At 67.1% G+C, this 21,926-nt stretch carries 16 protein-coding genes; 3 read left to right on the plus strand and 13 right to left on the minus strand.

Annotation, left to right across the window (positions count from 1 at the left end; all coding sequences use genetic code 11):
• Positions 1–45: 45 nt before the first annotated feature.
• From ACFUTU_RS05395 to ACFUTU_RS05410, 4 genes are all read right to left on the minus strand, one after another.
• A complete protein-coding gene (locus ACFUTU_RS05395; protein WP_377961588.1) occupies positions 46–699 on the minus strand; it encodes a hypothetical protein in 654 nt (217 codons plus the stop codon).
• 379 nt (positions 700–1,078) lie between these two features.
• On the minus strand, positions 1,079–2,635 hold the full coding sequence (locus ACFUTU_RS05400) for an FAD-dependent oxidoreductase (RefSeq protein ID WP_377961590.1): 1,557 nt from the start codon (positions 2,633–2,635) through the stop codon (positions 1,079–1,081).
• Positions 2,632–4,839 carry a molybdopterin oxidoreductase family protein gene (locus ACFUTU_RS05405; RefSeq protein WP_377961593.1) on the minus strand — a complete coding sequence of 736 codons (2,208 nt, stop codon included), beginning with the start codon at positions 4,837–4,839 and terminating at the stop codon, positions 2,632–2,634. The genes ACFUTU_RS05400 and ACFUTU_RS05405 overlap by 4 nt, the downstream gene beginning before the upstream one ends.
• 1 nt (position 4,840) lies before the next feature.
• Positions 4,841–6,265 (minus strand): MFS transporter, encoded by a 1,425-nt coding sequence (locus ACFUTU_RS05410; RefSeq protein ID WP_377961595.1) that lies wholly within the window; start codon positions 6,263–6,265, stop codon positions 4,841–4,843.
• Positions 6,266–6,545: 280 nt separating this feature from the next.
• Between ACFUTU_RS05410 and ACFUTU_RS05415 the strand changes: the two genes are divergently transcribed.
• On the plus strand, positions 6,546–7,958 hold the full coding sequence (locus ACFUTU_RS05415) for an MFS transporter (protein ID WP_377961597.1): 1,413 nt from the start codon (positions 6,546–6,548) through the stop codon (positions 7,956–7,958).
• Between the two features lie 68 nt (positions 7,959–8,026).
• Here the strand turns inward: ACFUTU_RS05415 and ACFUTU_RS05420 are convergent, their stop codons facing one another.
• The 4 genes from ACFUTU_RS05420 to ACFUTU_RS05435 form a co-directional block, all read right to left on the minus strand.
• Positions 8,027–9,838, minus strand: a complete 1,812-nt coding sequence (locus ACFUTU_RS05420; protein ID WP_377961600.1) for an acetyl/propionyl/methylcrotonyl-CoA carboxylase subunit alpha — start codon at positions 9,836–9,838, stop codon at positions 8,027–8,029.
• A gap of 102 nt (positions 9,839–9,940) precedes the next feature.
• A complete protein-coding gene (locus ACFUTU_RS05425; RefSeq protein ID WP_377961603.1) occupies positions 9,941–10,600 on the minus strand; it encodes a Maf family protein in 660 nt (219 codons plus the stop codon).
• Between the two features lie 23 nt (positions 10,601–10,623).
• Entirely contained in the window at positions 10,624–13,176 is a 2,553-nt protein-coding gene (locus ACFUTU_RS05430; protein ID WP_377961606.1) for an MMPL family transporter, read from the minus strand.
• Position 13,177: 1 nt separating this feature from the next.
• On the minus strand, positions 13,178–13,912 hold the full coding sequence (locus ACFUTU_RS05435; RefSeq protein WP_377961609.1) for a TetR/AcrR family transcriptional regulator: 735 nt from the start codon (positions 13,910–13,912) through the stop codon (positions 13,178–13,180).
• Between the two features lie 185 nt (positions 13,913–14,097).
• On the opposite strand from ACFUTU_RS05435, the gene ACFUTU_RS05440 reads away from it, so the two are divergent.
• Complete coding sequence (locus tag ACFUTU_RS05440) at positions 14,098–14,673, plus strand: hypothetical protein (protein ID WP_377961612.1); 576 nt, start codon at positions 14,098–14,100, stop codon at positions 14,671–14,673.
• A gap of 60 nt (positions 14,674–14,733) precedes the next feature.
• On the opposite strand, the gene ACFUTU_RS05445 is transcribed toward ACFUTU_RS05440, so the two are convergent.
• The 5 genes from ACFUTU_RS05445 to ACFUTU_RS05465 form a co-directional block, all read right to left on the minus strand.
• A complete protein-coding gene (locus ACFUTU_RS05445) occupies positions 14,734–15,438 on the minus strand; it encodes an alpha/beta fold hydrolase (RefSeq protein ID WP_377961615.1) in 705 nt (234 codons plus the stop codon).
• Between the two features lie 123 nt (positions 15,439–15,561).
• The gene (locus tag ACFUTU_RS05450; RefSeq protein WP_377961618.1) at positions 15,562–16,962 is read right to left on the minus strand and encodes a dicarboxylate/amino acid:cation symporter; all 1,401 of its coding nucleotides are present in this window, start codon (positions 16,960–16,962) and stop codon (positions 15,562–15,564) included.
• 247 nt (positions 16,963–17,209) lie between these two features.
• Positions 17,210–18,895, minus strand: a complete 1,686-nt coding sequence (locus ACFUTU_RS05455) for a DUF885 domain-containing protein (RefSeq protein ID WP_377961620.1) — start codon at positions 18,893–18,895, stop codon at positions 17,210–17,212.
• A 49-nt stretch (positions 18,896–18,944) separates the two neighbouring features.
• The gene (locus tag ACFUTU_RS05460; protein ID WP_377961623.1) at positions 18,945–19,190 is read right to left on the minus strand and encodes an acyl-CoA carboxylase subunit epsilon; all 246 of its coding nucleotides are present in this window, start codon (positions 19,188–19,190) and stop codon (positions 18,945–18,947) included.
• Positions 19,187–20,770, minus strand: a complete 1,584-nt coding sequence (locus tag ACFUTU_RS05465; RefSeq protein WP_377961626.1) for an acyl-CoA carboxylase subunit beta — start codon at positions 20,768–20,770, stop codon at positions 19,187–19,189. Before ACFUTU_RS05465 ends, ACFUTU_RS05460 begins: the two co-directional genes overlap by 4 nt.
• A 230-nt stretch (positions 20,771–21,000) precedes the next feature.
• On the opposite strand from ACFUTU_RS05465, the gene ACFUTU_RS05470 reads away from it, so the two are divergent.
• The gene (locus tag ACFUTU_RS05470; RefSeq protein WP_377961628.1) at positions 21,001–21,903 is read left to right on the plus strand and encodes an SDR family oxidoreductase; all 903 of its coding nucleotides are present in this window, start codon (positions 21,001–21,003) and stop codon (positions 21,901–21,903) included.
• Positions 21,904–21,926 lie beyond the last annotated feature (23 nt).

Genomic DNA, 21,926 nt, shown 5'->3' on the forward strand with positions numbered 1-21,926 from the left:
GCCCTGCAGCGGCGGGGCCGGCCAGCTGATCGTGGCTTTTACTGGTCAGCCGGTTACGGTCAGGTGATACGTTGCGTTGATGGAAAATTCAAAAAGCGTTCCCTTATATGTGCCCGTAAAGTTGAGTGTATGCTCGCCCGGAGTTACGCCCCGGATGAGAGCGTAGTAGCCGTTATCTGCGCACGGCTCATAAACTCCCGCAGGACTGCGGAAGATATTGTTTTTAGGAAGGGTGAGCGTAAAAAACGGGCTTTCCTCATACCGGATGACATCTGGGCCGATGGCCTTACCGTCAAGAGTGACCGTCAAATTACTTGTTCCGCTCTCGACTTTCAGGCCCGCGAGTAATTTGCGGACGGCACCAGTGCTGACGTTGTCAGCCTTGGCTTCAATGTCGACGATATTAATGACGGGAAAGAAGAGGTCGGACCCGCCGGGAACCGTGCAGGTGCGCGATACGTCCCCGCCGCCGCTGACGCCCGCTAGAAACCAAATGTTCCCCGTCTGCCCGTTGGCGCAGTCCTTGCCGGTTTTGTCTACGAGCGGGTTCGTGGGAACCGGCTGCGATCCGGCCCAGATCCACCACCGCGCAGCCAGGGAACTGTAGCTCTGCTCGACCGTGGGTGCGGCGGAGGCCGAAAGCGGCGTGGAAACGGCCAGCGCAGTTGCAGCCATCAACGTGAGAAGTCTTTTGAACATGATTGTGACCCATCGTTTGGGCGGCCCGCGGAATACCCGGATGGCCACCTCGCCACCTGTGGGATGTCAGAGCACATGGGCGCCATTGCCCATAAGGGTTTTATTCCGTCAAACCGGTGCCTGGCGCACCAGCATAATCACATGCAGGAGACCGTACGCCCAAAGAAATTCGGGACAAGCCCTGACTGCGGCCGTAAAGAAAAACCGCCCATTGTTCGGCCGGAGCAGCCGGCGCAAGTGGAAATGATGCTATTCGCCGCATCGTCCAGAGGCAAGGGCTGCGCCGCCTTAAGGGGCAGATTTTTTATTCGATACTTTTATCCCGTATTAGTAATTGTTTAGCTCAATTCTCGGCCGGAACCCAAGAACATGTCAGCCTTCAGGCGGCCGCTCCCTGAAAGTGCTTCTCGATCAGCCCCTTGATGTCCTCGTGGCAGCCGCCGCAGCCGGTGCCGGCGCGGGTGGCGGCGGAAACCTCGGGCACTGTGGAGCAGCCGCCGGCCACGGCTTCGGCAATCTTGCCTCCGCTGACCCCCGCGCACCGGCAGACGGTGCTCTCGGGGTCGTTGGAGGCCCCGGCCGCGGCAAGCTGGTCGGGGCCGTCGAGGCGGAGCAGCAGGGAACGGTCGGCCGGCAGCTCGGCGCCGCGCTCAAAGAGCTGCACGAGCTCTCCTGCGGTCCGTGGCATGCCCACGCTGACCAGGCCTTCCAGCACTCCGCCGCGGGTGGTCATTTTCACGTAGCGCCCGTGCTCGGGGTCCGCCCACTGGGCGATCTGCAGGCGCGGGCGGCCGTTGACGGCGCCGGCTGCCAGGACTTCCTCATCCCAGGGTTCGGCTGAGTTGTCCCCGGCCACGGCCATGTTCATGCCCCGGGCCTTCAGTACCACCACGCCCGGCTTTTCCTGGGGGAGGGGAGGCAATGCATCTGCGTCGGCCCCCTCGGACAGCAGGAGCAGGTATTCGGCAAGCCATTCTGCCTGCCGCCAGCCGGGCCCCACCAGACCTGAAGGAGCGCGCGCGGTGCGGCACTCGATGCAGGCAGGATCGGGGCAGCGGACCTCGGCGCAGTCACCGATGGCGAAGATGTGCGGCTCGTGGTGGGCGCGAAGCCGGTGGTCCACCAGGATGCCCGCCCCGGTGGAGAGCCCGCAGCCCTCGGCGAGCTCGATGCGCGGCCGGACACCGCAGGAGAGGACCAGCAGGTCGCCGTCGATCGCCGATCCGTCGTCAAGCAGCAGTGCCGAGAACCCGCCGTCGGGGCCGTTGTGCTCAATGCCCGTGGAGCGGGCGTTGCCGGCCACGCGGACGCCGCAGTTGCGCAGGCTCGCGGCCAGGACGGCACCGCCGCCGCGGTCGATGTTCCGGCCCAGCGGGTGCGGACCGTTGTGCACCACCGTGACCGTGGCGCCTTCCTCTGCGGCCGCAAGGGCCGTCTCCAGCCCCAGCACGCCGCCGCCCAGCACCACCACACGCTTCCGGCCTGAGACGGCAGCTCGCAGGACCTCGGCGTCGCGGAGGTCACGGAGTGCCGTGACACCCGGAGGGAGGACGGGAGCGGCGGGATCCGGGTTCAGCCCGGTGAGGTTGGGGATTACGGGCCGGGAGCCGGTGGCGAAAACCAGCCGGTCGTAGTGCGCGGTGCTGCCGTCGGACAGGATGACGGACTGCCGGGCACGGTCCACACGCCGGACCTTCACGCCCAGCCGGACGTCCACGCCGTCGGCCACCAGCGCCGCGGCGTCGGCGAGGGCCAGCGCCTCGGCGGTGGTGCGGCCAACGCCGAGGTCCGCCACCAGCACGCGGTTGTACGCGGCCTCAGTTTCCTGGCCGATGACCGTCAGCCCCACCTGCCCGGCACGCAGTGCCGGCAGCAGTTCATCGACCAGCCGGGCGGCCACCGGACCGAATCCGACAATTACAATCTGCTCGCTCATGAGGCCTCCGCTGTCTGAAGAACACTGCTGCTCGGGGCGGCCGCTGCCAGCCGGACCCACACTTGGTTGAACTTGAATTCCGGCATCCCGGAGATGGGATCCGTGGCCGCCTCCGTCAGCCGGTTCGCGCTTTCCAGTTCGGGAAAGTGGAACGGCAGGAAGACAGTTTCCGGACGGATGGCGGTGCTGAGCTCGGCACGGCAGACCACTTCGCCGCGCTCATTGGCCACCGAAACCTCCGCGCCGTCCGTGATGCCCATGGCCGCGGCGGCTGCCGGATGGATCTGCATCCGGGCTTCTGGCTGGGAACCCAGAAGCTCGGCCACCCGGCGCGTCTGGGTGCCCGACTGGTAGTGCTCCAGCAGCCGGCCGGTGATGAGCGTCATGGGCTTGGCGGCAGGGACTGTAAGGTCCAGTCCCGGGCCAGCCGGGGGAGTACGACGGCGGCGGGGCGCCACCGGCGTCATGACCGCCTTGCCGTGCGGGTGGGCAAAGGCGTCCAGGAACATGCGCGGGGTTCCGTTGCTGCCAGTGGGGTACGGCCAGTAGGCCGCCGCTCCAGCGTCGAGCATGGCGTAGTCGATGCCGGAGTAGTCGGCTGCCCCGCCGGCGGAAGCCAGGCGCAGCTCCTCGAAGACCGTCTCGGGATCGTCGCTGTAGGTGGACGGCGCCTCAAGCAGCTCGGCCAGCCGGGCCATGATCCACAGTTCGCTGCGGGCACCTGCCGGCGGCTGGATGGCCTGCCGGCGGCGCAGCACGCGGCCTTCGAGGTTGGTCAGCGTGCCTTCCTCCTCGGCCCACTGCAGCACCGGCAGGACGAGGTTGGCCTCGGCTGCCGTCTCGGACATGAAGAAGTCGCAAACCACCAGGAAGTCCAGGCTGCGGAGGCCGCGGATGACGGCGTTGGCATCCGGCGACGCGACCGCGACGTTGGAGGCGTGCACGAACAGGCACCGGACGCCGTCGGGCTGTCCCAGCGACTTGAGCAGCTGCACGGCCGGCAGGCCGGGGCCGGGGATGAGTGACTCGGGTACATTCCAGACCTTCGCCATGTGCGCGCGGGCGGCGGGGTCGGTGATCTTGCGGTATCCGGGCAGCTGGTCGGCCTTCTGGCCGTGTTCCCGGCCACCCTGGCCGTTGCCCTGCCCGGTGAGCGTGCCGTAGCCGCTGCGGGCGCTGCCGGGCAGACCCAGCAACAGGCTGAGGTTGATGGCCGCGGTGGCCGTGTCGGTGCCGTCCACGTGCTGCTCCACGCCGCGTCCGGTCAGGATGTAGCTGCCGCCCCCGCGGGCGCCGCTGGCCAGCCGGCGGGCTGTTTCGCGGATGAGCTCTGCGGGTACGCCGGTGATGGACTGGACCCGTTCCGGCCAGTAGGCATTGACGGACCGGACCACGGCGTCGACGCCGGTGGTCCGCGCCTGAACGTATGCGGCGTCGAGGAGGCCCTCGTGGATCACCACGTGGGAGAGGCCGAGCAGGAGCGTCAGGTCGGTGCCGGGAAGGGGCTGCAGGTGGATGCCGCCGCCGTCGGAGGTAAATGCAGCGGTGGCGGAACGGCGCGGGTCCACCACGATCAGGCCGCCGGCGTCGCGGACGCCCTGGAGGTGCTGGACGAAGGGTGGCATGGTCTCGGCGACGTTGGAGCCGAGCATCAGGATGGTGCTGGCCGTATCCAGAGCCTCCAGCGGGAAGGGCAGCCCGCGGTCCAGGCCGAAGGCCCGCATGCCCGCGGCCGCGGCCGAGGACATGCAGAACCGGCCGTTGTAATCGATCCGCGAGGTGCCCAGCGCGAGGCGGGCGAACTTGCCCAGCTGGTACGCCTTTTCATTGGTGAGGCCGCCACCGCCAAAGACACCGACGGAGTCCGCGCCGTACCTGGCCCGGGCATCCTTGACGGCTGCGGTGACCCGGCCCAGGGCCTCGTCCCAGGAGATGGGGCGGAAGACGCCGTCGGGCCCCTTGAACATGGGCTCGGTGACGCGTCCGGGGTGCTGCAGGAGTGAGGCGGACGTCCACCCCTTGCGGCAGAGGCCACCCCGGTTGGTGGGGAAGTTCCGTCCGCTCACTTCAACGGCGGGCACGGGGCCTGACCCCGGCTGGAGAGCCGGGGCCGGGCCCGTGGCGGCCGGAGCCGCCGGGGACTTGAGCGTCATGGCGCACTGCAGGGCGCAGTAAGGGCAGTGCGTGTCGGCGCTTTTGGTCATGTTAGACGTGTCCCATCGCGTTTCGGTTGGCGTTGCGGATGTAGAAGAACCAGCAGACGGTCAGCATGAGGGCGTACGCTCCAACGAAGCCGTAAAAGGCCGGGGTGTAGGAGCCGCTGGCAGTGTTGGAGGCGTTGAGCACCTGCGGGATGACGAACCCGCCGTAGGCGCCGATGGCGGAGATCAGGCCGAGCGCGGAGGAAGCCAGGCGCTGGGTCTGCACCGAGCTCGCCCCGGAGCGTGCGGCGCGGCTGGACGTTGCAAAGATGACCGGGATCATGCGGTAGGTGGCGCCGTTTCCGAAGCCGCTGGCCGTGAACAGCATCAGGAACAGGACCAGGAAGAGCCAGAAGTTCTTCAGCGGCAGGGTCCAGATCATGGTCAGGGTGATCACGGCCATCGCGGCGAACGCGGAGACGGTCATCCGGGCTCCGCCCATGCGGTCAGCCATGCGGCCGCCGTAGGGGCGGGCCAGCGATCCGACCAGCGGGCCGAGGAAGGCCAGGGAGAGGGCCACGGCGCCGACGTGGATCGAGGAGAACGCCGGGAAGTAGTCCTTGATGAGCTTCGGGAAGACACCGGCGAAGCCGATGAAGGAGCCGAACGTGCCGATGTACAGCAGGGCCATGACCCACAGGTGGGGTTCCTTGATTGCCGCGAGGGATCCGGCGACGTCGCCCTTGGCGCTCGTGAGGTTGTTCATGTACTTGTAGGCCCCGAACGCTGCCAGGAGGATCAGCGGTACCCACATGAGGCCTGCAACGGGGAGGTTGACGGTGCCGGCGGCCAGCAGGGTGATGACGATCGGCACAGCAAGCTGGGCCACGGCTGCGCCGAGGTTTCCGCCGGCGGCGTTCAGGCCCAGCGCCCAGCCCTTTTCGCGGGCGGGGTAGAAGAACGTGATGTTGGCCATCGAGCTGGCGAAGTTGCCGCCGCCGAAGCCTGCGAGTGCGGCCACGAACAGCATGAGGCCGAACGGCGTTTCCGGGTTGGAGACGCACATAGCCAGGCCGATGGTCGGGATCAGCAGGAGCAGAGCGGAGACGATGGTCCAGTTCCGGCCGCCGAAGCGCGGAACCATGAACGTGTAGGGAATGCGGAGCGTGGCGCCGACGAGGCTCGGCATGGAGATGAGCCAAAAGATTTCGGAGGTGCTGAACGTGAATCCTGCTGCGGGGAGCTGGACTACGACGATGGACCACAGCTGCCAGACGACGAAGCCGAGGAATTCGGCAAAAATGGACCAGTTGAGATTACGGCGCGCGATGGAGCGGCCCTGGGATTCCCACTGGTGCCTGTTCTCGGCATCCCAGTTGGCGATCCAGCGTCCGGGGCGCTCTTCAAGGGCGGGTGCATCGGTAGTGGTGGCGGCGGCAAGATCGAGGGAATTGTGGGTTCCGGCGTCTGCGGTGCGGTCAGCAGTCACGGTATACCTCCTTGGGGAATGTTGTTCTTCCAAGGTAGGGATGGCGCGTTTCGCAGACGGTCGCCCTTTGTTAACGTGCTGTGACATTTGCCTATCAGCCAGCTGGCGGGCGGCGTTAGGCTTGCTGGACGACCTCATGGTGAGACAACCAGGAAAGTCCGTATGCTGGACCGCTTGTCCGTTAGGTGGACAGCGGGAACTAAGATAGAACTCTGTTTTATTCCTATGTTTGGAGGGGTCTCCGCGCGGAGTCCCCTGGTTCTCATGAAAGCGTCCCCACATGTCATCGCCTGCAACGTCAACGGAACATGGCACCGCCAAACCGGTGAACTCCAAGGGCAAAGTGATCTTTGCCAGCCTCATCGGAACGACGATCGAGTTCTATGACTTCTACATCTACGCAACGGCGTCGGTGCTGGTTTTCCCGAAGCTGTTCTTCCCGCAAGCCACCGAGATCAACGCCCTGCTGAGCTCGTTCGCCATCTTCGGCGTCGCCTTCATCGCCCGGCCCATCGGCTCGGTCCTGTTCGGGCACTTCGGCGACAAGTTCGGCCGCAAGGGCACCCTGGTGGCGTCCCTGCTCACCATGGGTCTCGCCACGTTCTTCATCGGACTGCTGCCCACGGCCTCGGTGGCCGGCTGGGCCGTGCTTGCACCGCTGCTGCTGGTGCTGCTGCGCTTCGCCCAGGGCCTGGCGCTGGGCGGGGAATGGTCCGGCGCAGCGCTCCTGGCCACCGAGAACGCACCCCAGGGCAAGCGTGCCGTCTACGGAACCTTCCCGCAGCTCGGCGCCCCCATTGGCTTCATCCTGGCCAACCTGCTCTTCATCTGGTTCAACGCCGCCCTTAGCCCCGAGGAGTTCACCGCCTGGGGCTGGCGCGTTCCGTTCCTGCTCAGCGCCGTCCTGGTTATCGTGGGCCTGTACGTCCGGCTAAAGCTCGTGGAGAGTGTCTCCTTCCAGAAGGTCCTGAAGGAAGACAAGGTGGCCAAGGTTCCGTTCGCCGCCACAATCAAGAGCCACTGGCGCCCGGTGCTGGCCGGCACTTTCATCATGCTGGCCACGTACGTGCTGTTCTACATCATGACCTCCTTCACCCTGACGTACGGCACCAAGCCGGCCTCCGTCGAGGCCGCGCAGGCCGCCGCCGAGAAGGCCGGCAAGCCGATGTCCGCCGCCGAGGTGGCCAACTTCGTGCCCGGCCTCGGCGTGCCCCGCGGTGACTTCCTCTGGATGCTGATCCTCGGCGTCGTCTTCTTTGGCATCTTCACCCTCGTCTCCGGCCCGCTGGCCGAGAAATGGGGCCGCCGCAAGTTCCTCATGGGCGTCACCGCCGGCATCTTCGTGTTCGGCGCACTGTGGTTCACCATGTTCGGCCCCGGCCCGGGTGCGGCCATCGTCGGCCTCATCGTCGGCTTCACGCTGATGGGGCTTACGTTCGGGCCGATGGCGGCGATCCTGCCCGAGCTGTTCCCGTCCAATGTGCGGTACACCGGCTCGGCTGTGGCCTACAACCTCTCCAGCGTCATCGGTGCCGCCCCGGCGTCGTTCATCGCGATTGCGCTGTGGCAGGCGGCCGGCGGCAGCACCTGGCTCGTCGGCGTTTACATGGCCGTCGCAGCCGTGCTGACCTTCATCGCGTTGTGGATCACGCGCGAAACCAAGGACACGGACTACGAGAACAACGTGGCCTGATTCCTGCCCGCTTGCTTAAACGGAAATGCCCGGTGTGGTTCACACCGGGCATTTCCGTTTGTTGGAACTTAGTCTTCGATCGTCGCGATCACGGCGCCGGCCGAGACCGTCTGGCCCGCCGCGGCCGTCAGGCCGGTGATGGTGCCGGCACGGTGTGCGGTGAGCGGCTGCTCCATCTTCATCGCCTCAAGCACGACGACGAGATCACCTTCGGCGACGACGTCGCCGTCGGCGACGGCCACCTTGACGATGGTTCCCTGCATGGGGGAGGTCAGGGCGTTGCCGCCGGCAGCGGCGGTGGCGCCGCCGCTGCGGCCGCGCTTTTTGGACTTGGCAGGCTTCGCGCCGGCAGCCGCGTTCCCGGTGAAGCCCAGGCTGGCCGGCAGGGCCACTTCGAGGCGCTTGCCGCCGACTTCCACCACCACGGTGCGCCGCTCGCCGGGTTCCTCGCCCTCAGGGGCAGCGCCGTCAGGCGTCCAGGCGGGGAGGTCGTTGACGAACTCGGTTTCGATCCAGCGGGTGTGGACGCTGAACGGGCCCTCTGCCGGCGCGAAGGCCGGGTGGGAAACCACTGCCAGGTCGAACGGGATGACGGTGGGAATGCCTTCCACGACCATTTCCTCGAGGGCGCGGCGGGCGCGCTGCAGGGCCTGCGGGCGGTTCGCTCCGGTCACGATCAGCTTGGACAGCATGGAGTCGAAGTTGCCGCTGATGACGTCGCCCTGTTCGATGCCGGAGTCGATGCGGACGCCGGGGCCGGTGGGGTTCTTCAGCGTGCTCACGGTGCCGGGGGCGGGCATGAAGTTGCGGCCCGGATCCTCGCCGGTGATGCGGAACTCGAAGGAGTGCCCGCGGACCTCGGGGTCGCCGTAGCCCAGTTCTTCGCCGCGGGCCAGCCGGAACTGTTCGCGGACCAGGTCGATGCCGGTGACTTCCTCGGACACGCAGTGCTCCACCTGCAGGCGGGTGTTGACCTCGAGGAAGGAGATGGTGCCGTCCTGGCCGACAAGGAACTCGCACGTGCCGGCGCCGAGGTAGCCGGCTTCCTTCAGGATGGCCTTGGAGGACTCGTACAGGCGTTCGTTCTGCTCCGCCGTCAGGAACGGGGCCGGGGCTTCCTCCACGAGCTTCTGGTTGCGGCGCTGGAGCGAGCAGTCGCGGGTTGAAATGACCACGACGTTGCCGTGCGCGTCGGCGAGGCACTGCGTCTCGACGTGGCGGGGCGCATCGAGGAACCGTTCGATGAAGCATTCACCCCGGCCGAAGGCTGCGGTGGCTTCGCGGACGGCGGAGTCGAAAAGCTCGGGGATTTCCTCGCGGGTGCGGGCCACCTTGATGCCGCGGCCGCCGCCGCCGAACGCGGCCTTGATGGCCACGGGCAGGCCGAACTTGTCCGCGAACTCCAGGATTTCCTCGGCGGACCCGACGGGGTCGGCGGTGCCGGGCACCTGCGGGGCGCCCACCTTCTCGGCGATGTGCCGGGCCTGGACCTTGTCGCCCAGGGCGGAGATGGATTCCGGCGAGGGACCGATCCAGGTGATGCCGGCGTCGATGACCTTGGCCGCGAACTGGGCGTTCTCGGACAGGAAACCGTAGCCGGGGTGGATGGCGTCGGCGCCGGACTGGCGGGCCACCTCGATCAGCTTGTCCATGACGAGGTAGGACTCGGCTGCAGTGTTGCCGCCCAGGGCGTACGCTTCGTCGGCGAGCCGGACGTGGAGGGCGTCCCGGTCGGGTTCGGCGTAGACGGCGACGGAGGCGATGCCCTCGTCCCGGGCTGCGCGGATGACGCGGACGGCGATTTCACCGCGGTTCGCGATCAGAACCTTGGTGATTTTTGACTGCACTGGACCTGCGGACTGCTCCGGCTTTACTGACAAGGCGTCTCCTTCTTTCCTTCAGGGAGCCTAGCCTGAATTTGAGGATTCCGCTGATATTGCTGGCGGAATCCGCGTGTAAGAGGCCCGGCCTTTGTAGGGAAGCTACAACTCCCCGGGATTTGCCGCGTCGGGCAGGTCCTGCCAGAACTCGGTGATGCTCACGTTCGCCTGGGCCAGCAGGGACCGGAGCGTGGACACCGACAAACCGACAACGGCGTGCGGGTCGCCGTCGACCTTCCTGATGAAGGCTCCGCCCAGGCCGTCGATGGTGAAGGACCCCGCACAGTGCAGCGGTTCGCCGGTGGCGATGTAGGCGTCGATCTCGGCGAGCTCCATGTCCATGAAGTGCACCTCCGCGGACGCGACGCTGCCCAGCGTCGCGCCCGAGCCGCCGTCGTCGTCCGTGTCGCGGCAGTCCACCAGCCAGTGGCCGGTGTGCAGGACCCCGCTGCTGCCGCTCATCCGCAGCATCCGCTGCCGGGCCACGTCCACGGTGTACGGCTTGCCGTGCGACTCGCCGTCGAACTCGAACACCGAGTCGCAGCCCAGCACCAGTGCCCCCTCGGCTTCCGGGAGGGACGCGACGGCCTCGGCCTTGGCGCGGGCCAAAAGGAGGGCGGTGTCGTGCGGATCGGTGACGCCGTAGCGTTCCTGGACAGCGTCCTCGTCGACGTCGGACACAAGGACCTGGTGTTCGATGCCGGCCTCTGTGAGCAGCTTGGTGCGGGCGGGGGACTGGGAAGCAAGAATGAGGCGGGTCACGGCTCCAGCCTAGTTCATGGCAGCTAGCGGGCCCCGGCTTCCGCCGGCTCGGCGTCGGGCTCGGGATCGGGAGCGCTGGCCACCGGTGCACGCTTGCCGAGCTTCGCGCCTTCCACATCCACATCCGGCAGGATGCGGTCCAGCCAGCGCGGCAGCCACCAGGCCTTGTCGCCGAGGAGGTACATGACGGCCGGGACGATCGTCATGCGCACCACGAACGCGTCGACCAGCACGCCGAAGGCCATCGCGAAGCCGAGCGGCCGGACCATGTTCAGGTGCGAGAAGATGAAGCCCGCGAACACACTGACCATGATGATGGCTGCGGCGGTGACTACCGCGGAAGCGTGGCTGAAACCGGACCGGACGGCGTGCTTGGCGGACTCGCCGTGCATGAAGGACTCACGCATGCCCGAGGCGATGAACACCTGGTAGTCCATGGCCAGCCCGAACAGCACGCCGATCAGGATGATGGGCAGGAAGCTCAGCACGGCACCGGGATTGTCGACGCCGAACACCGCACCCAGCCAGCCCCACTGGTAGACCGCCACCACGGCGCCGAAGGCGGCCGCAAGCGACAGCAGGAAGCCGCCGGTTGCCAGAAGCGGCACCACGATGGAGCGGAACACCAGAAGCAGCAGGACCAGCGAGAGCCCCACCACGATGGCCAGATAGGACGGCAGGGCGTCGCCGAGCTTGGTGGAGACATCGACGTTGCCTGCGGTCTGGCCGGTGAGGCCAATGCTGACGCCGGTAGCGTCTTCGATTTCGGACCTCTCGGCACGGATGTCGGAAACCACATCCACGGTGCTGGCGCTCGCCGGCCCCTCCTTGGGGATGACCTGGAACACCGCCGTCCCGCGGTCCTCACTCAGCGCCACCGGGATGGCCGCCGTGACGTTTTCCGTCCTGCGCAGGATGTCCGCGACGTCCAGCTGCTTGGCCGTTGCCTCCGCTTCACTCAGGCCGGCCGGGAAATCGCCCACCACGATGATCGGCCCGGTCATTCCTTCGCCGAAGCTGCGCCTGGTGGCGTCATAGGCCTGGAAAGCCTGGGAATCGGCGGGCTCGGAGGCGCCGTCGGGCAGTGCCAGCCGCAGCTGGGCTGCCGGCAGGGCCACGATTCCCAGCACCAGGACACCGGCCAGCATGGCCAGCACCGGATGCCGCGTTACGAGCCCGCCCCAGCCGTGGCTGCTGCGGTGTTCGTCCTTCGCACGGTCCTCCGCCTCACTGTTGGGGTCGGCATTGTGCTTCTCGGCCCGGACCCAGGCGCGCCTGGAGATCAGCCTGGTTCCCACCAGGGAAAGGATGGCCGGTGTCAGCGTCAGTGCCACGAGGACGGCCACTGCAACGGTCCCGGCTGCGGAGACGCCCATGACGCCGAGGAACGGCAGCCCCGGGACCACCAGCGCGGCGAGGGCGATGATGACCGTCAGGCCGGCAAAGAGCACGGCATTGCCGGAGGTTCCGGTGGCCCGGGCCACCGACTCCTCGGCGTCCATGCCCGCCAGCAGCTGGCCGCGGTGGCGGTTGACGATGAACAGCGAGTAGTCAATGCCGACGGCGAGACCCAGCATGAGTGCGAGCATCGGTGAGATGGAACTCATGTCGACGAGGCTGCTCAGCGCCATGGTGGCGCCGACGCCCACCGCCACGCCGATAATTGCCATCAGCAGCGGCAGGCCGGCGGCGACCAGGGTGCCGAGCATGACGATCAGCACCAGTGCCGCAACCGCGATGCCGATGACCTCGGCCGCGCCGAAGATCTCCGAGACGTCCTCGCTGATTTCCTTGCTCGGCAGCGCGGTAACCCCGGCCGACGAGACTTCCTGCACGATGTCCTGGACTTCCTGGCGCACCTCGGGGTCCAGCCCGTTGATGGAGGTCTTGAACTGGACCTGCGCAATGGCCGCCTTGCCGTCCTCCGAGACGAAACGCATTCCCTGCGACGCCGCGATCTGGCGCTTGGCGAGTGCCAGCTTTGCCTCACCCGCCTCCAGTTCCCTGGTGCCGGCGTCGAGCTTTTCCTGCCCGGCAGCAAGGGCGGCCTTTTGCTGTCCCAGCTGTGCCTCGATGACCGGCGCCGGCAGCCCGGCCGCCGTCATCTGCGTCTCGGCAGCGGCCAGCTGTTCCTTGCCGGCGGCCAGCTCGGCCGCGGATTTTTCCAGTTGCGCCTTGCCGGCCACTGCCTTGGCTTCGCCGTCGGCGAGATCCTGGGCGGCCTTGTCCAGCTGGGCCTGGGTGGCGAACGGATCGACGGTTCCGCGGACGTCCGGGAGGTTCTCCAGCTTGTTCAGGGCGGCGGCCACCGCTTCCTTGCCCGCCTCGCTGAACCGGGCGTCATTTGCCTGGAAGACAACCCCGGCGGAGCCGCCGGAGGATGCCGGCAGGTCCTTTTGGAGCTTGTCGGCCATCTGCTGGGTTTCGGTGCCGGGAATCTGGAAGTTGTTGGACAGCGTGCCGTGGAAAGCTGCGGCTGCGCCGCCGACGGCCAGCAAAACCGCCAGCCAGAGCGAGACGACGAGCCAGCGGTGGCGATAGGAAAACTTGCCAAGGCGGTACAGGAGAAGTGCCATGTCAGGACCGTTCTGCGTTGCGGGTGGAAGGTTTGGCGGGAGTTTCTTTCGGCGGCGGTACGGGGCCGGCGAAGCCGGATCCGAGCAGGGCCATCGAATCGATGAGCAGTTGGCGGAGCACGGACAGCGACTCGGGGGACATGTCGGGGCCGCAGCGGTGGAACCACACGTCCATGGCTGCCTTGCCGCAGGAAACCACCGAGCCCGCGAGGGCCCGGACGTAAAGCTCGTCCTGTTCTGTCCCGTCGCCGGTGCCGGAGCGCTCGCGGGCCGCTGCCACAATCTGCTCGGTGCAGTGGTCCCAGGCCTCCAGCTCGGAGCGCGCCATGAGCGGGTTGCCCTGCGTCAGGCCGAACAGCTCGGCCAGCGGAGCCACCGTCATGGGGTCCGCGAGTTCCGCCAGGGCCGCGCGGGCCGACTCGAGGATGGGCTCGTCCGCGGGCCGCCGGCGGAACTGCTCGAGGGCGCTGTCCAGGAAACCGTTGGTCACGGAGGCGATGGCGGCCTCTGTGCTGCCGAAGTAGTTGAAGAAGGTCCGGCGTGAGATGCCCGCTGCTTCTGCAATGTCCTCGACCGTGAAATTGCCAGGGCCGTTCTGCCGGAGCAGGGCAAGCGTTGAATCGGTGATCGCCTGCCTGGTGGCGGCTTTGTTCAGCTCACGGCGGGAAGCCGGGCCGCCCGTCTCAGCAGAGGGGGACTCCCGCGAAGGAGAGGACGGCGAAGTGGGAGTTGGCACGCAATTACACTACGTGCAAGTTTGCACTCTGCGCAATCGCAGCGGGAGCATTCGCGGCGTTAGTGACGTGATTCACAGGATCTTCACAGCCGGACGAAAGCCGTTCTTGAGGAGCAGGGTGCATCCTGTTGTCCTAGCCGGCACGGCGGCGAAGATGCTCAGGCCGGCCGATCGAGGAGCGGATCATGGAGCGTTCAAAGAAAGTTGCCCTCGGGCTGGGCGTGACTGCCCTGGCTCTGGGCGCCGGCTTCGGTGTCAGCGGGGTGGCGGCCGCAACAACGCCCGCTCCCACGCCCACCCCACCGTCAAGCAGCCCGTCCGGCCCTCCCGCTGACGGGCCGCGCTGGGACATCGGCCGGCACGGGAACGGGCATGGCCATGGAAACGGACGCGGGCACGGCGTCCTCGGACGGGACGCTGCGGCCCTCGCGGCCAAGCTGGGAGTGGACCAGGCCAGGGTCGAGGATGCGCTCAGGGCGTTCCGCGACGCCAACCGCCCGCCCGGCCGGAACGCCGACGGCACCAAGCCTGACAGGGCGGCGAGGGAGGCGGCCCTTGCAGCCTCACTGGCCAAGTTCCTGGGGATCGATGAGGCCAAGGTAAAAGCCGCCCTGGAGGAACTCCGCACCCAGGCGCAGACCGACCGCGCCGCTGCCTTGAAGGGCCGGCTCGACCAGGCGGTGAAGGACGGCACGCTCACCCAGGCCGAGGCGGACGCTGTCACGAAGGCAGTGGAAAAAGGCGTGATCGGCGGCCTCTAGGGGCCATTAGGCAGGGACGGCCAGTTCCCGGCGGCGGTCCCGGCCGGCGGGTGACACCTGTCAGTTGGTGCGGTCGACGGCGGCGAGGATTGCGGCCCCGAGCTCCGCTGGCCTGGTGAACTGCGGCCAGTGCCCGGTGGGAAGGTCCACAAGTTCAACGTCGCGGATCCGGGCCAGCTCCTCTACGTACGGGTGCCCGGCGTCCATCCATTCCGTCAGCAGGGAGGACGGGAACTCGCAGGCAATGACGGTGGCGGGGACCTCGTAGCGGCGCACGTCGTGAAGGTGCTGCTTGTCGCATGCCACGGCCTTGGGTTGCGGGATGGCACGTGCGCGGAAGGTTTCCCGGAGCCCGTCGTCGAGATCGGTGAGGTCGGCGTCGTCGAAAACGTCCCACGCGGGCAGGGGGATCTCGTCACCCTCGCTTGGCAGCTCATCGTTGATGACCCCGCCCTCGCCGAGCGGTCCGCTGTCCACGTAGACGGCTCTGGCGACGCGGTCCGGGCGTTCGTCCACGGCGCCGTGGATGATGGCCCCTCCGCCGGAGTGGCCCACCAGGACCAGGGGGCCTTCGATTCCGTCGATGGCCTCCACAACGGCGTTGATGTGGTCGCGGAGCCCGATGCCGGAGCGGTTGGCGTCCTTGGCCTCGAGTCCCGGGAGCGTCAGTGCATGGATCTGGTGGCCGGCCTCCACCAGCGGGGGAGTGACCCCGGACCAGGATGAACCATCGAGCCAGAAACCGGGAACCAGAATGATGTCCATGCCCGTACCCTACCCTCGGTGCCCGCCGCCCGGCACGTATTTGGCAGTTCTTCATCAAGGGTTAGCTGCCTTAAATGCGTGTGCCCCGGGGAAATCCCCGGGGCACACGCCGTCGAGAGTGGGTCAGGCCTTGGAGCCGGCCAGTTCACGCTCGGCCGCGGGTGCCTCGTCCTCGCGGAAGGCATCCCCGGTGCGCGGTGCGTTGTAGAGGGATTCATCGAGGATCCCCTGGCGCCTGGCCACGATGGTGGGCACGAGTGCCTGGCCTGCCACGTTGACGGCTGTGCGGCCCATGTCCAGGATGGGGTCGATCGCCAGCAGGAGTCCGACGCCGGCCAGGGGCAGTCCCAGCGTGGAGAGGGTCAGCGTCAGCATGACGACCGCGCCGGTGGTGCCGGCGGTGGCTGCGGATCCGAGGACGGAAACCAGGGCGATCAGCAGGTACTGGCTGAAATCGAGCTGGATTCCGAAGAACTGGGCCACGAAGATGGCTGAGACCGCCGGGTAGATGGCCGCGCAGCCGTCCATCTTGGTGGTGGCGCCCAGCGGGACGGCGAACGAGGCGTAGCCCTTGGCGACGCCGAGGTTGCGTTCGGTGACGCGCTGGGTCAGCGGCAGCGTGCCGATGGAGGAGCGGGACACGAAGGCCAGTTGGATGGCGGGCCAGGCGCCGGAGAAGTACTGCTTGACGGACAGGCCGTGCGAGCGGACCAGGACCGGGTAGACGCCGAACAGGACCAGGGCGAGGCCGATGTAGATGGCCACCGTGAACTTGCCCAGCGAGCCGATGGTGTCCCAGCCGTACACAGCCACTGCGTTGCCGATCAGGCCCACGGTGCCCAGGGGTGCGATGCGGATGATCCACCACAGGACCTTCTGGATGACGGCCAGGGCCGAGGCGTTGAGGGCCAGGAACGGCTCAGCCTGCTTGCCCACCTTAAGCGCGGCGACTCCGACGGCGATCGCGATCACCAGGATCTGCAGCACGTTGAAGCTCACGGAGGTGGTCACGGCGCCGGAGTCGGTAACGGTGGAGCTGGCGCCGAGGCCGAGGAAGTTCTTCGGGAACAGTCCGGTGAGGAACGCCCACCAGTCGCCCTGCTTGCCGTCATATTCCGCGTCGCCGGAGATGCCGGTGTTCGCGCCCGGCTGCAGCAGGACGCCCAGGCCAATGCCGATCAGTACGGAGATCAGGGACGTGATGGCAAACCACAGGAGTGTGTTCCAGGCCAGCCGGGCGGCGTTGGAGACCTCACGCAGGTTGGAAATGGAGCTCACCACGGCCGTGAAAATGAGCGGCACAACGGCGGTCTGCAGCAGCGACACGTAGCTGGAGCCGATGGTCTGCAGCGTTGCACCGAGCCCGTTGGGGTTCGTCTTGGTGCTGCCGGTGTACTTTGCCAGCAGGCCAAGCCCCAGCCCGACGATCAGGGCCGCAATGATTTGGAAGCCAAAGGAACCTGCCCACCGGGGCAGCTGGAAGCCGGGACGTCCGGCCGTGGATGAAGTGGTTTGATTGCTCACCCCAACAAGCTAGGCCGCACAAAATACAGCTTCCACTCGATATTGAGAAATATTACGCAAAGCCAGGCGGTCGCAAGTGCCGAATGGCCGGAAAATCAGCGTCACACCGCACTTTTGTGAAGTTATTCCCGCCGTGCCTGTGGCAAACATCTCGCCAAAGGCCACGAGTTTTTGTCCAGATATCGCGGCTTCGGAGGCCTTCAACCCGCGATATCTGTACAAAAACTTCTATCCAACGGAGGAGGGATTAGCCGAGCATTGCCCGCTTGAGCGTGTCGAGGCCCACGGAGCCGATGTTGAGCGCCTTGGTGTGGAACGCCTTGAGGTCGAAGCCGGGGCGGGCTTCGAGCTCCGCGCGGAGCTGCTCCCAGAGGCGCTGGCCCACCTTGTAGGACGGGGCCTGACCCGGCCAGCCGAGGTAACGCGCGAACTCGAACTGCAGGTTGCCCTCGCTGATGTCCAGGTTGGCCCGGAGGAACTCCAGGCCCTTCTCCGGCGTCCAGGTGCCTGTTCCCCAGCGTGCGGGCACACCGAGCTCCAGGTGGACCCCGATATCGAAGACCACCCGTGCCGCCCGCATGCGCTGCATGTCCAGCATGCCCATGTGGTCGCCCGGGTCCTTGAGGTAGCCGAGTTCCTCCATCAGCTTCTCGGCGTACAGGGCCCAGCCCTCGCCATGGCCCGAGGTCCAGCAGACATTCCGCCGCCAGCTGTTGAGCAGTTCGCGCCGGTAGACGGCGGTGGCCACCTGCAGGTGGTGGCCGGGGACGCCCTCATGGAACACCGTGGTGGTTTCGGCCCAGGTGGTGAACGTGTCCTCACCGGCGGGCACGGACCACCACATCCGGCCGGGCCGGCTGAAGTCATCTGACGGCCCCGTGTAGTAGATGCCGCCCTCGTCGGTGGGGGCGATCCTGCACTCAAGCGTCTTCATGACGTCGGGAATGTCGAAGTGGACGCCGGCAAGGTCGGACACGGCGCGGTCGGACAACTCCTGCATCCACGCCTTAAGGGCGTCTGTTCCCTTGAGCTGCCGGGCGGGATCGGCGTTGAGGATCTCCTTGGCTTCCGCGATGGAGGCGCCTGCCTTGATTTGCTCCGCGACCGCTTCCTGGGCGGCGATGATCCGCTCGAGCTCCTCCACGCCCCAGGCGTAGGTTTCCTCAAGGTCGACGGCGGCGCCAAGGAACACCCGCGAGGCGAGGGCGTAGCGTTCCCGGCCCACGGCATCCTTTTCCGGGGCGACGGGCAGCAGCTCCTCCCGCAGGTAGGCCGCCAGCCCGGCGTACGCCGCGCGGGCGGCGGCAGCACCGGCGTCGAGCTTTTCCTGCAGTTCCGCCGGCAGCGGGCCCTCCGCCGTTTTGGCGTCGGCGGCGAGCTTGGCGAAGAAGCCGTCCTCGGCGGCGTATTTGGTGGTCTGCTCGATCACGATCGAGACCTGGCGCCGGGCTGAGACTTTTCCGGTGTCCTTGGCCGTCCGCAGGGACTCAATGTAGCCGGCGATGGCTGCGGGCACGCTGTGGGTGCGGCCGGCGATGTTCGCCCAGTGCTCCTCGGTGTCCGTGGGCATGAGGTCGAAGATCGAGCGGATGTTCTGCGCCGGGGAATCGATGTTGTTCAGCTCGGCGAGGTTCCAGCCCGACTCATGGATCTCCAGCTGCAGGCCGAGGCGTTCGCGCAGGGCGTCGAGGGTGACGGCGTCAACGTCATCGGCGGGCTCCAGCCCCTCAAGGGCGTCCAGGGTCTTCCGTTCCGCTGCGGCAAACCTGGCAAGCCCGGCAGGGGAGAAGTCCTGGAACTCGGTGTCGTGCCCCGGGATGCCGAGCGTGGTGGCCAGGCTCGGGTCCAGCGCAAGGAGGGTTTCGGTGTGGGCGTCGGCGACGGAGTCGATGGCGGTCCGGGGGCGTGCCGGGGCGGCGGATTCAGTAGTCACCCCACGAGACTAATCCCGCGGGTCCAGTTATGAAAGACTTACTGAATTTTTAGCCCCGGCTCCGCTTCCAGGCGCCGGGACCGGGCGCCGGCTCGAGCCGCAGCTGCTGCCGGCGCATCCACTGCCGCACGCTGGGCTTCGCCCGGCCGCCTGATGCGGCCGGTTCCAGGGAAAGCACGACGGCGGTAAGCGCCGCCAGCTCCTCGGGCGTCGGTTCGCCCTTGGTGACGGAAAACAGGGGCTGGGCCGGCTGGGCGTTTTCGGCAGGCCCGGCCGCGGGGGTCAGGGCGCTCACAGCGGAATGTTCCCGTGCTTCTTGGCCGGCAGGCCCGCACGCTTGTCGCGCAGCGCCCGCAGCCCCTTGATGATCTGCAGCCTGGTGTCCGAGGGGGCGATGACCGCGTCAACATAGCCCAGCTCAGCGGCCTGGTACGGGTTGAGCAGCTCTTCCTCGTACTGCCGGATCACGTCGGCCCGCTTGGCCTCCACGTCGCCGCCGGCCTCCGCAACCGCGGCGAGGTCGCGCCGGTAGAGGATGTTGACGGCGCCCTGGGCACCCATCACGCCGATCTGGGCGGTGGGCCAGGCGAGGTTCAGGTCGGCGCCGAGCTTCTTGGAGCCCATCACAATGTATGCACCGCCGTAGGCCTTCCGGGTGATCACTGTCAGCTTGGGCACGGTGGCTTCGGCGTAGGCGTAAAGGAGCTTGGCGCCGCGGCGGATGATGCCCTGGAACTCCTGGTCCTTGCCCGGCAGGAACCCCGGAACGTCCACGAGGGTGATGATCGGGATGTTGAAGGCGTCGCAGTGGCGGACGAAGCGTGCAGCTTTCTCGGAAGCGGAGATATCCAGTGTGCCGGCGAACTGCAGCGGCTGGTTGGCCACGATTCCCACGGTGTGGCCCTCGACCCGGCCGTAGCCGATGATCACGTTGGGCGCGTAGAGCGCCTGCATCTCCAGGAAGTGCCCGTCATCGACGATCTGCTCGATGACTTTGCGCATGTCATAGGGCTGGTTTGCGGAGTCCGGGATCAGGGTGTCGAGGGCGAGGTCGTCCTCGTCGGGTTCGAGCTCCTGCTGGTGCTCCAGCACCGGAGCCTCGGACAGGTTGTTGGAGGGCAGGAAGTCCAGCAGTTCGCGGACGAACTCAATGGCGTCTGCCTCATCGGAGGCCAGGTAGGTGGAGGTGCCGGTGGTGGCATTGTGCTGCCGGGCGCCGCCGAGGGTCTCCATGTCCACGTCCTCGCCGGTGACGGTCTTGATGACGTCCGGGCCGGTGATGAACATGTGGGAGGTCTTGTCCACCATCACCACGTAGTCGGTCAGTGCGGGGGAGTAGGCGGCGCCGCCGGCGCAGGGGCCCATGATGAGCGAGATCTGCGGCACCACGCCCGAGGCGTGCACGTTGTTGCGGAAGATGTCCGCGAACATGGCCAGCGAGGCCACACCTTCCTGGATCCGGGCGCCGCCGCCGTCGTTGATGCCCACCACGGGGCATCCGTTGCGCAGCGCGAACTCCTGGACCTTGACGATCTTTTCGCCGTTGACCTGGCTCAGGGAGCCGCCGTAAACGCTGAAGTCCTGGCTGTAGAGGGCCACGAGCCGGCCGTCCACGGTTCCGTAACCCGACACCACGCCGTCGCCGAGCGGCTTCTTCTTCTCCATGCCGAAGGCCGTGGAGCGGTGCACGGCCAGTGCGTCGAACTCGACGAAGGAGTCCGGGTCCACCAGCAGGTCAATGCGCTCGCGGGCGGTGTTCTTGCCGCGGGCATGCTGCTTCTCGATGGCTTCGGGGCCGGAGGGCTGCTCTGCACGGGCCTGGCGGTCGCGGAAATCGGCAATCTTTCCCGCCGTCGTGGTCAGATCGTGGCTCATCAAGTGTCTCCGGCTCTGTAGCTGTTGTGCTGTAGCTGTTCTGCTGCGGCAGCGTGACGCGGGCGATGACTGCCGGCTTAAGTAGCATCCGTACAAATCCAAGGCCCTGATGGCTAGTCTAGTGACGCAAATTCCCGGGACCGCTGTAGGGTTCCTACAATTTTCGTCCGTGGCGCCGACGAAAGCCTAGATGTTACTCACGGGTAACAACTTCCGGCTAGAGTGTGGATATGACTTCGAGGAGCGACGCTTTCCCTGTTCCGGCCACCCCCTACCTGGCTACCGGCAGCCTGCAGGGCAGGACCATCCTGATGTCCGGCGGCAGCCGCGGCATCGGCCTCGCGATCGCCCGGCGGGCGGCGCGGGACGGTGCCAACCTGGTGCTGCTCGCCAAAACCGGCGAACCGCACGGCAGGCTCGAGGGAACGGTCTACAGCGCCGCCGAAGAACTGGAGGCTGCCGGCGGCAGCGCGCTGCCTCTGGTCGGTGACGTCAGGAACGACGATGACGTGGCGCGCGCCGTGGAGGCCGCCGTCGGGCGCTTCGGGGGAATCGACGTCGTCATCAACAACGCCTCGGCGATCGACCTTTCCCCGACCGATGCCGTGGACATGAAACGCTACGACCTCATGCAGGACATTAACGTCCGCGGCACCTTCCTGCTCTCCAAGCTGGCCCTGCCGGCGCTGCGGAAATCCTCGGGCGGGCATATCCTCACGCTCTCGCCGCCCCTGAACCTCGACCCGCAGTGGGCCGGCCGGCACCTGGCGTACACCATGGCCAAGTACGGCATGAGCCTGACCACGCTGGGGCTGGCGGAGGAGCTGAAGAAGGACGGCATCTGCGTCAACTCGCTGTGGCCGCGGACGCTGATCGACACGGCCGCCATCCGGAACATGGCCGGCGGCGAGTCGATGGTCCGGGCAGCCCGCGGGCCCGAGATCATGGCCGACGCAGCCCACGCCGTGCTCACAGGGAGCGGGACGTCCGCAGGCCATCCCGTTACCGGTGCCGGCAACACCGGCAACTTCTACATCGACGAGCAGGTCCTGGCCGCCGCGGGCGTCACGGATTTCCGTCCCTACAGCCGGGGCGCCGCCGAAGCAGACCTCATCCCGGACATCTTCCTCTGAACCGGCCTCCGGCCACGTGCTTT

Origin of the sequence: Arthrobacter sp. NPDC057388 (assembly GCF_042668165.1) — a bacterium.
Lineage (GTDB): Bacteria > Actinomycetota > Actinomycetes > Actinomycetales > Micrococcaceae > Arthrobacter.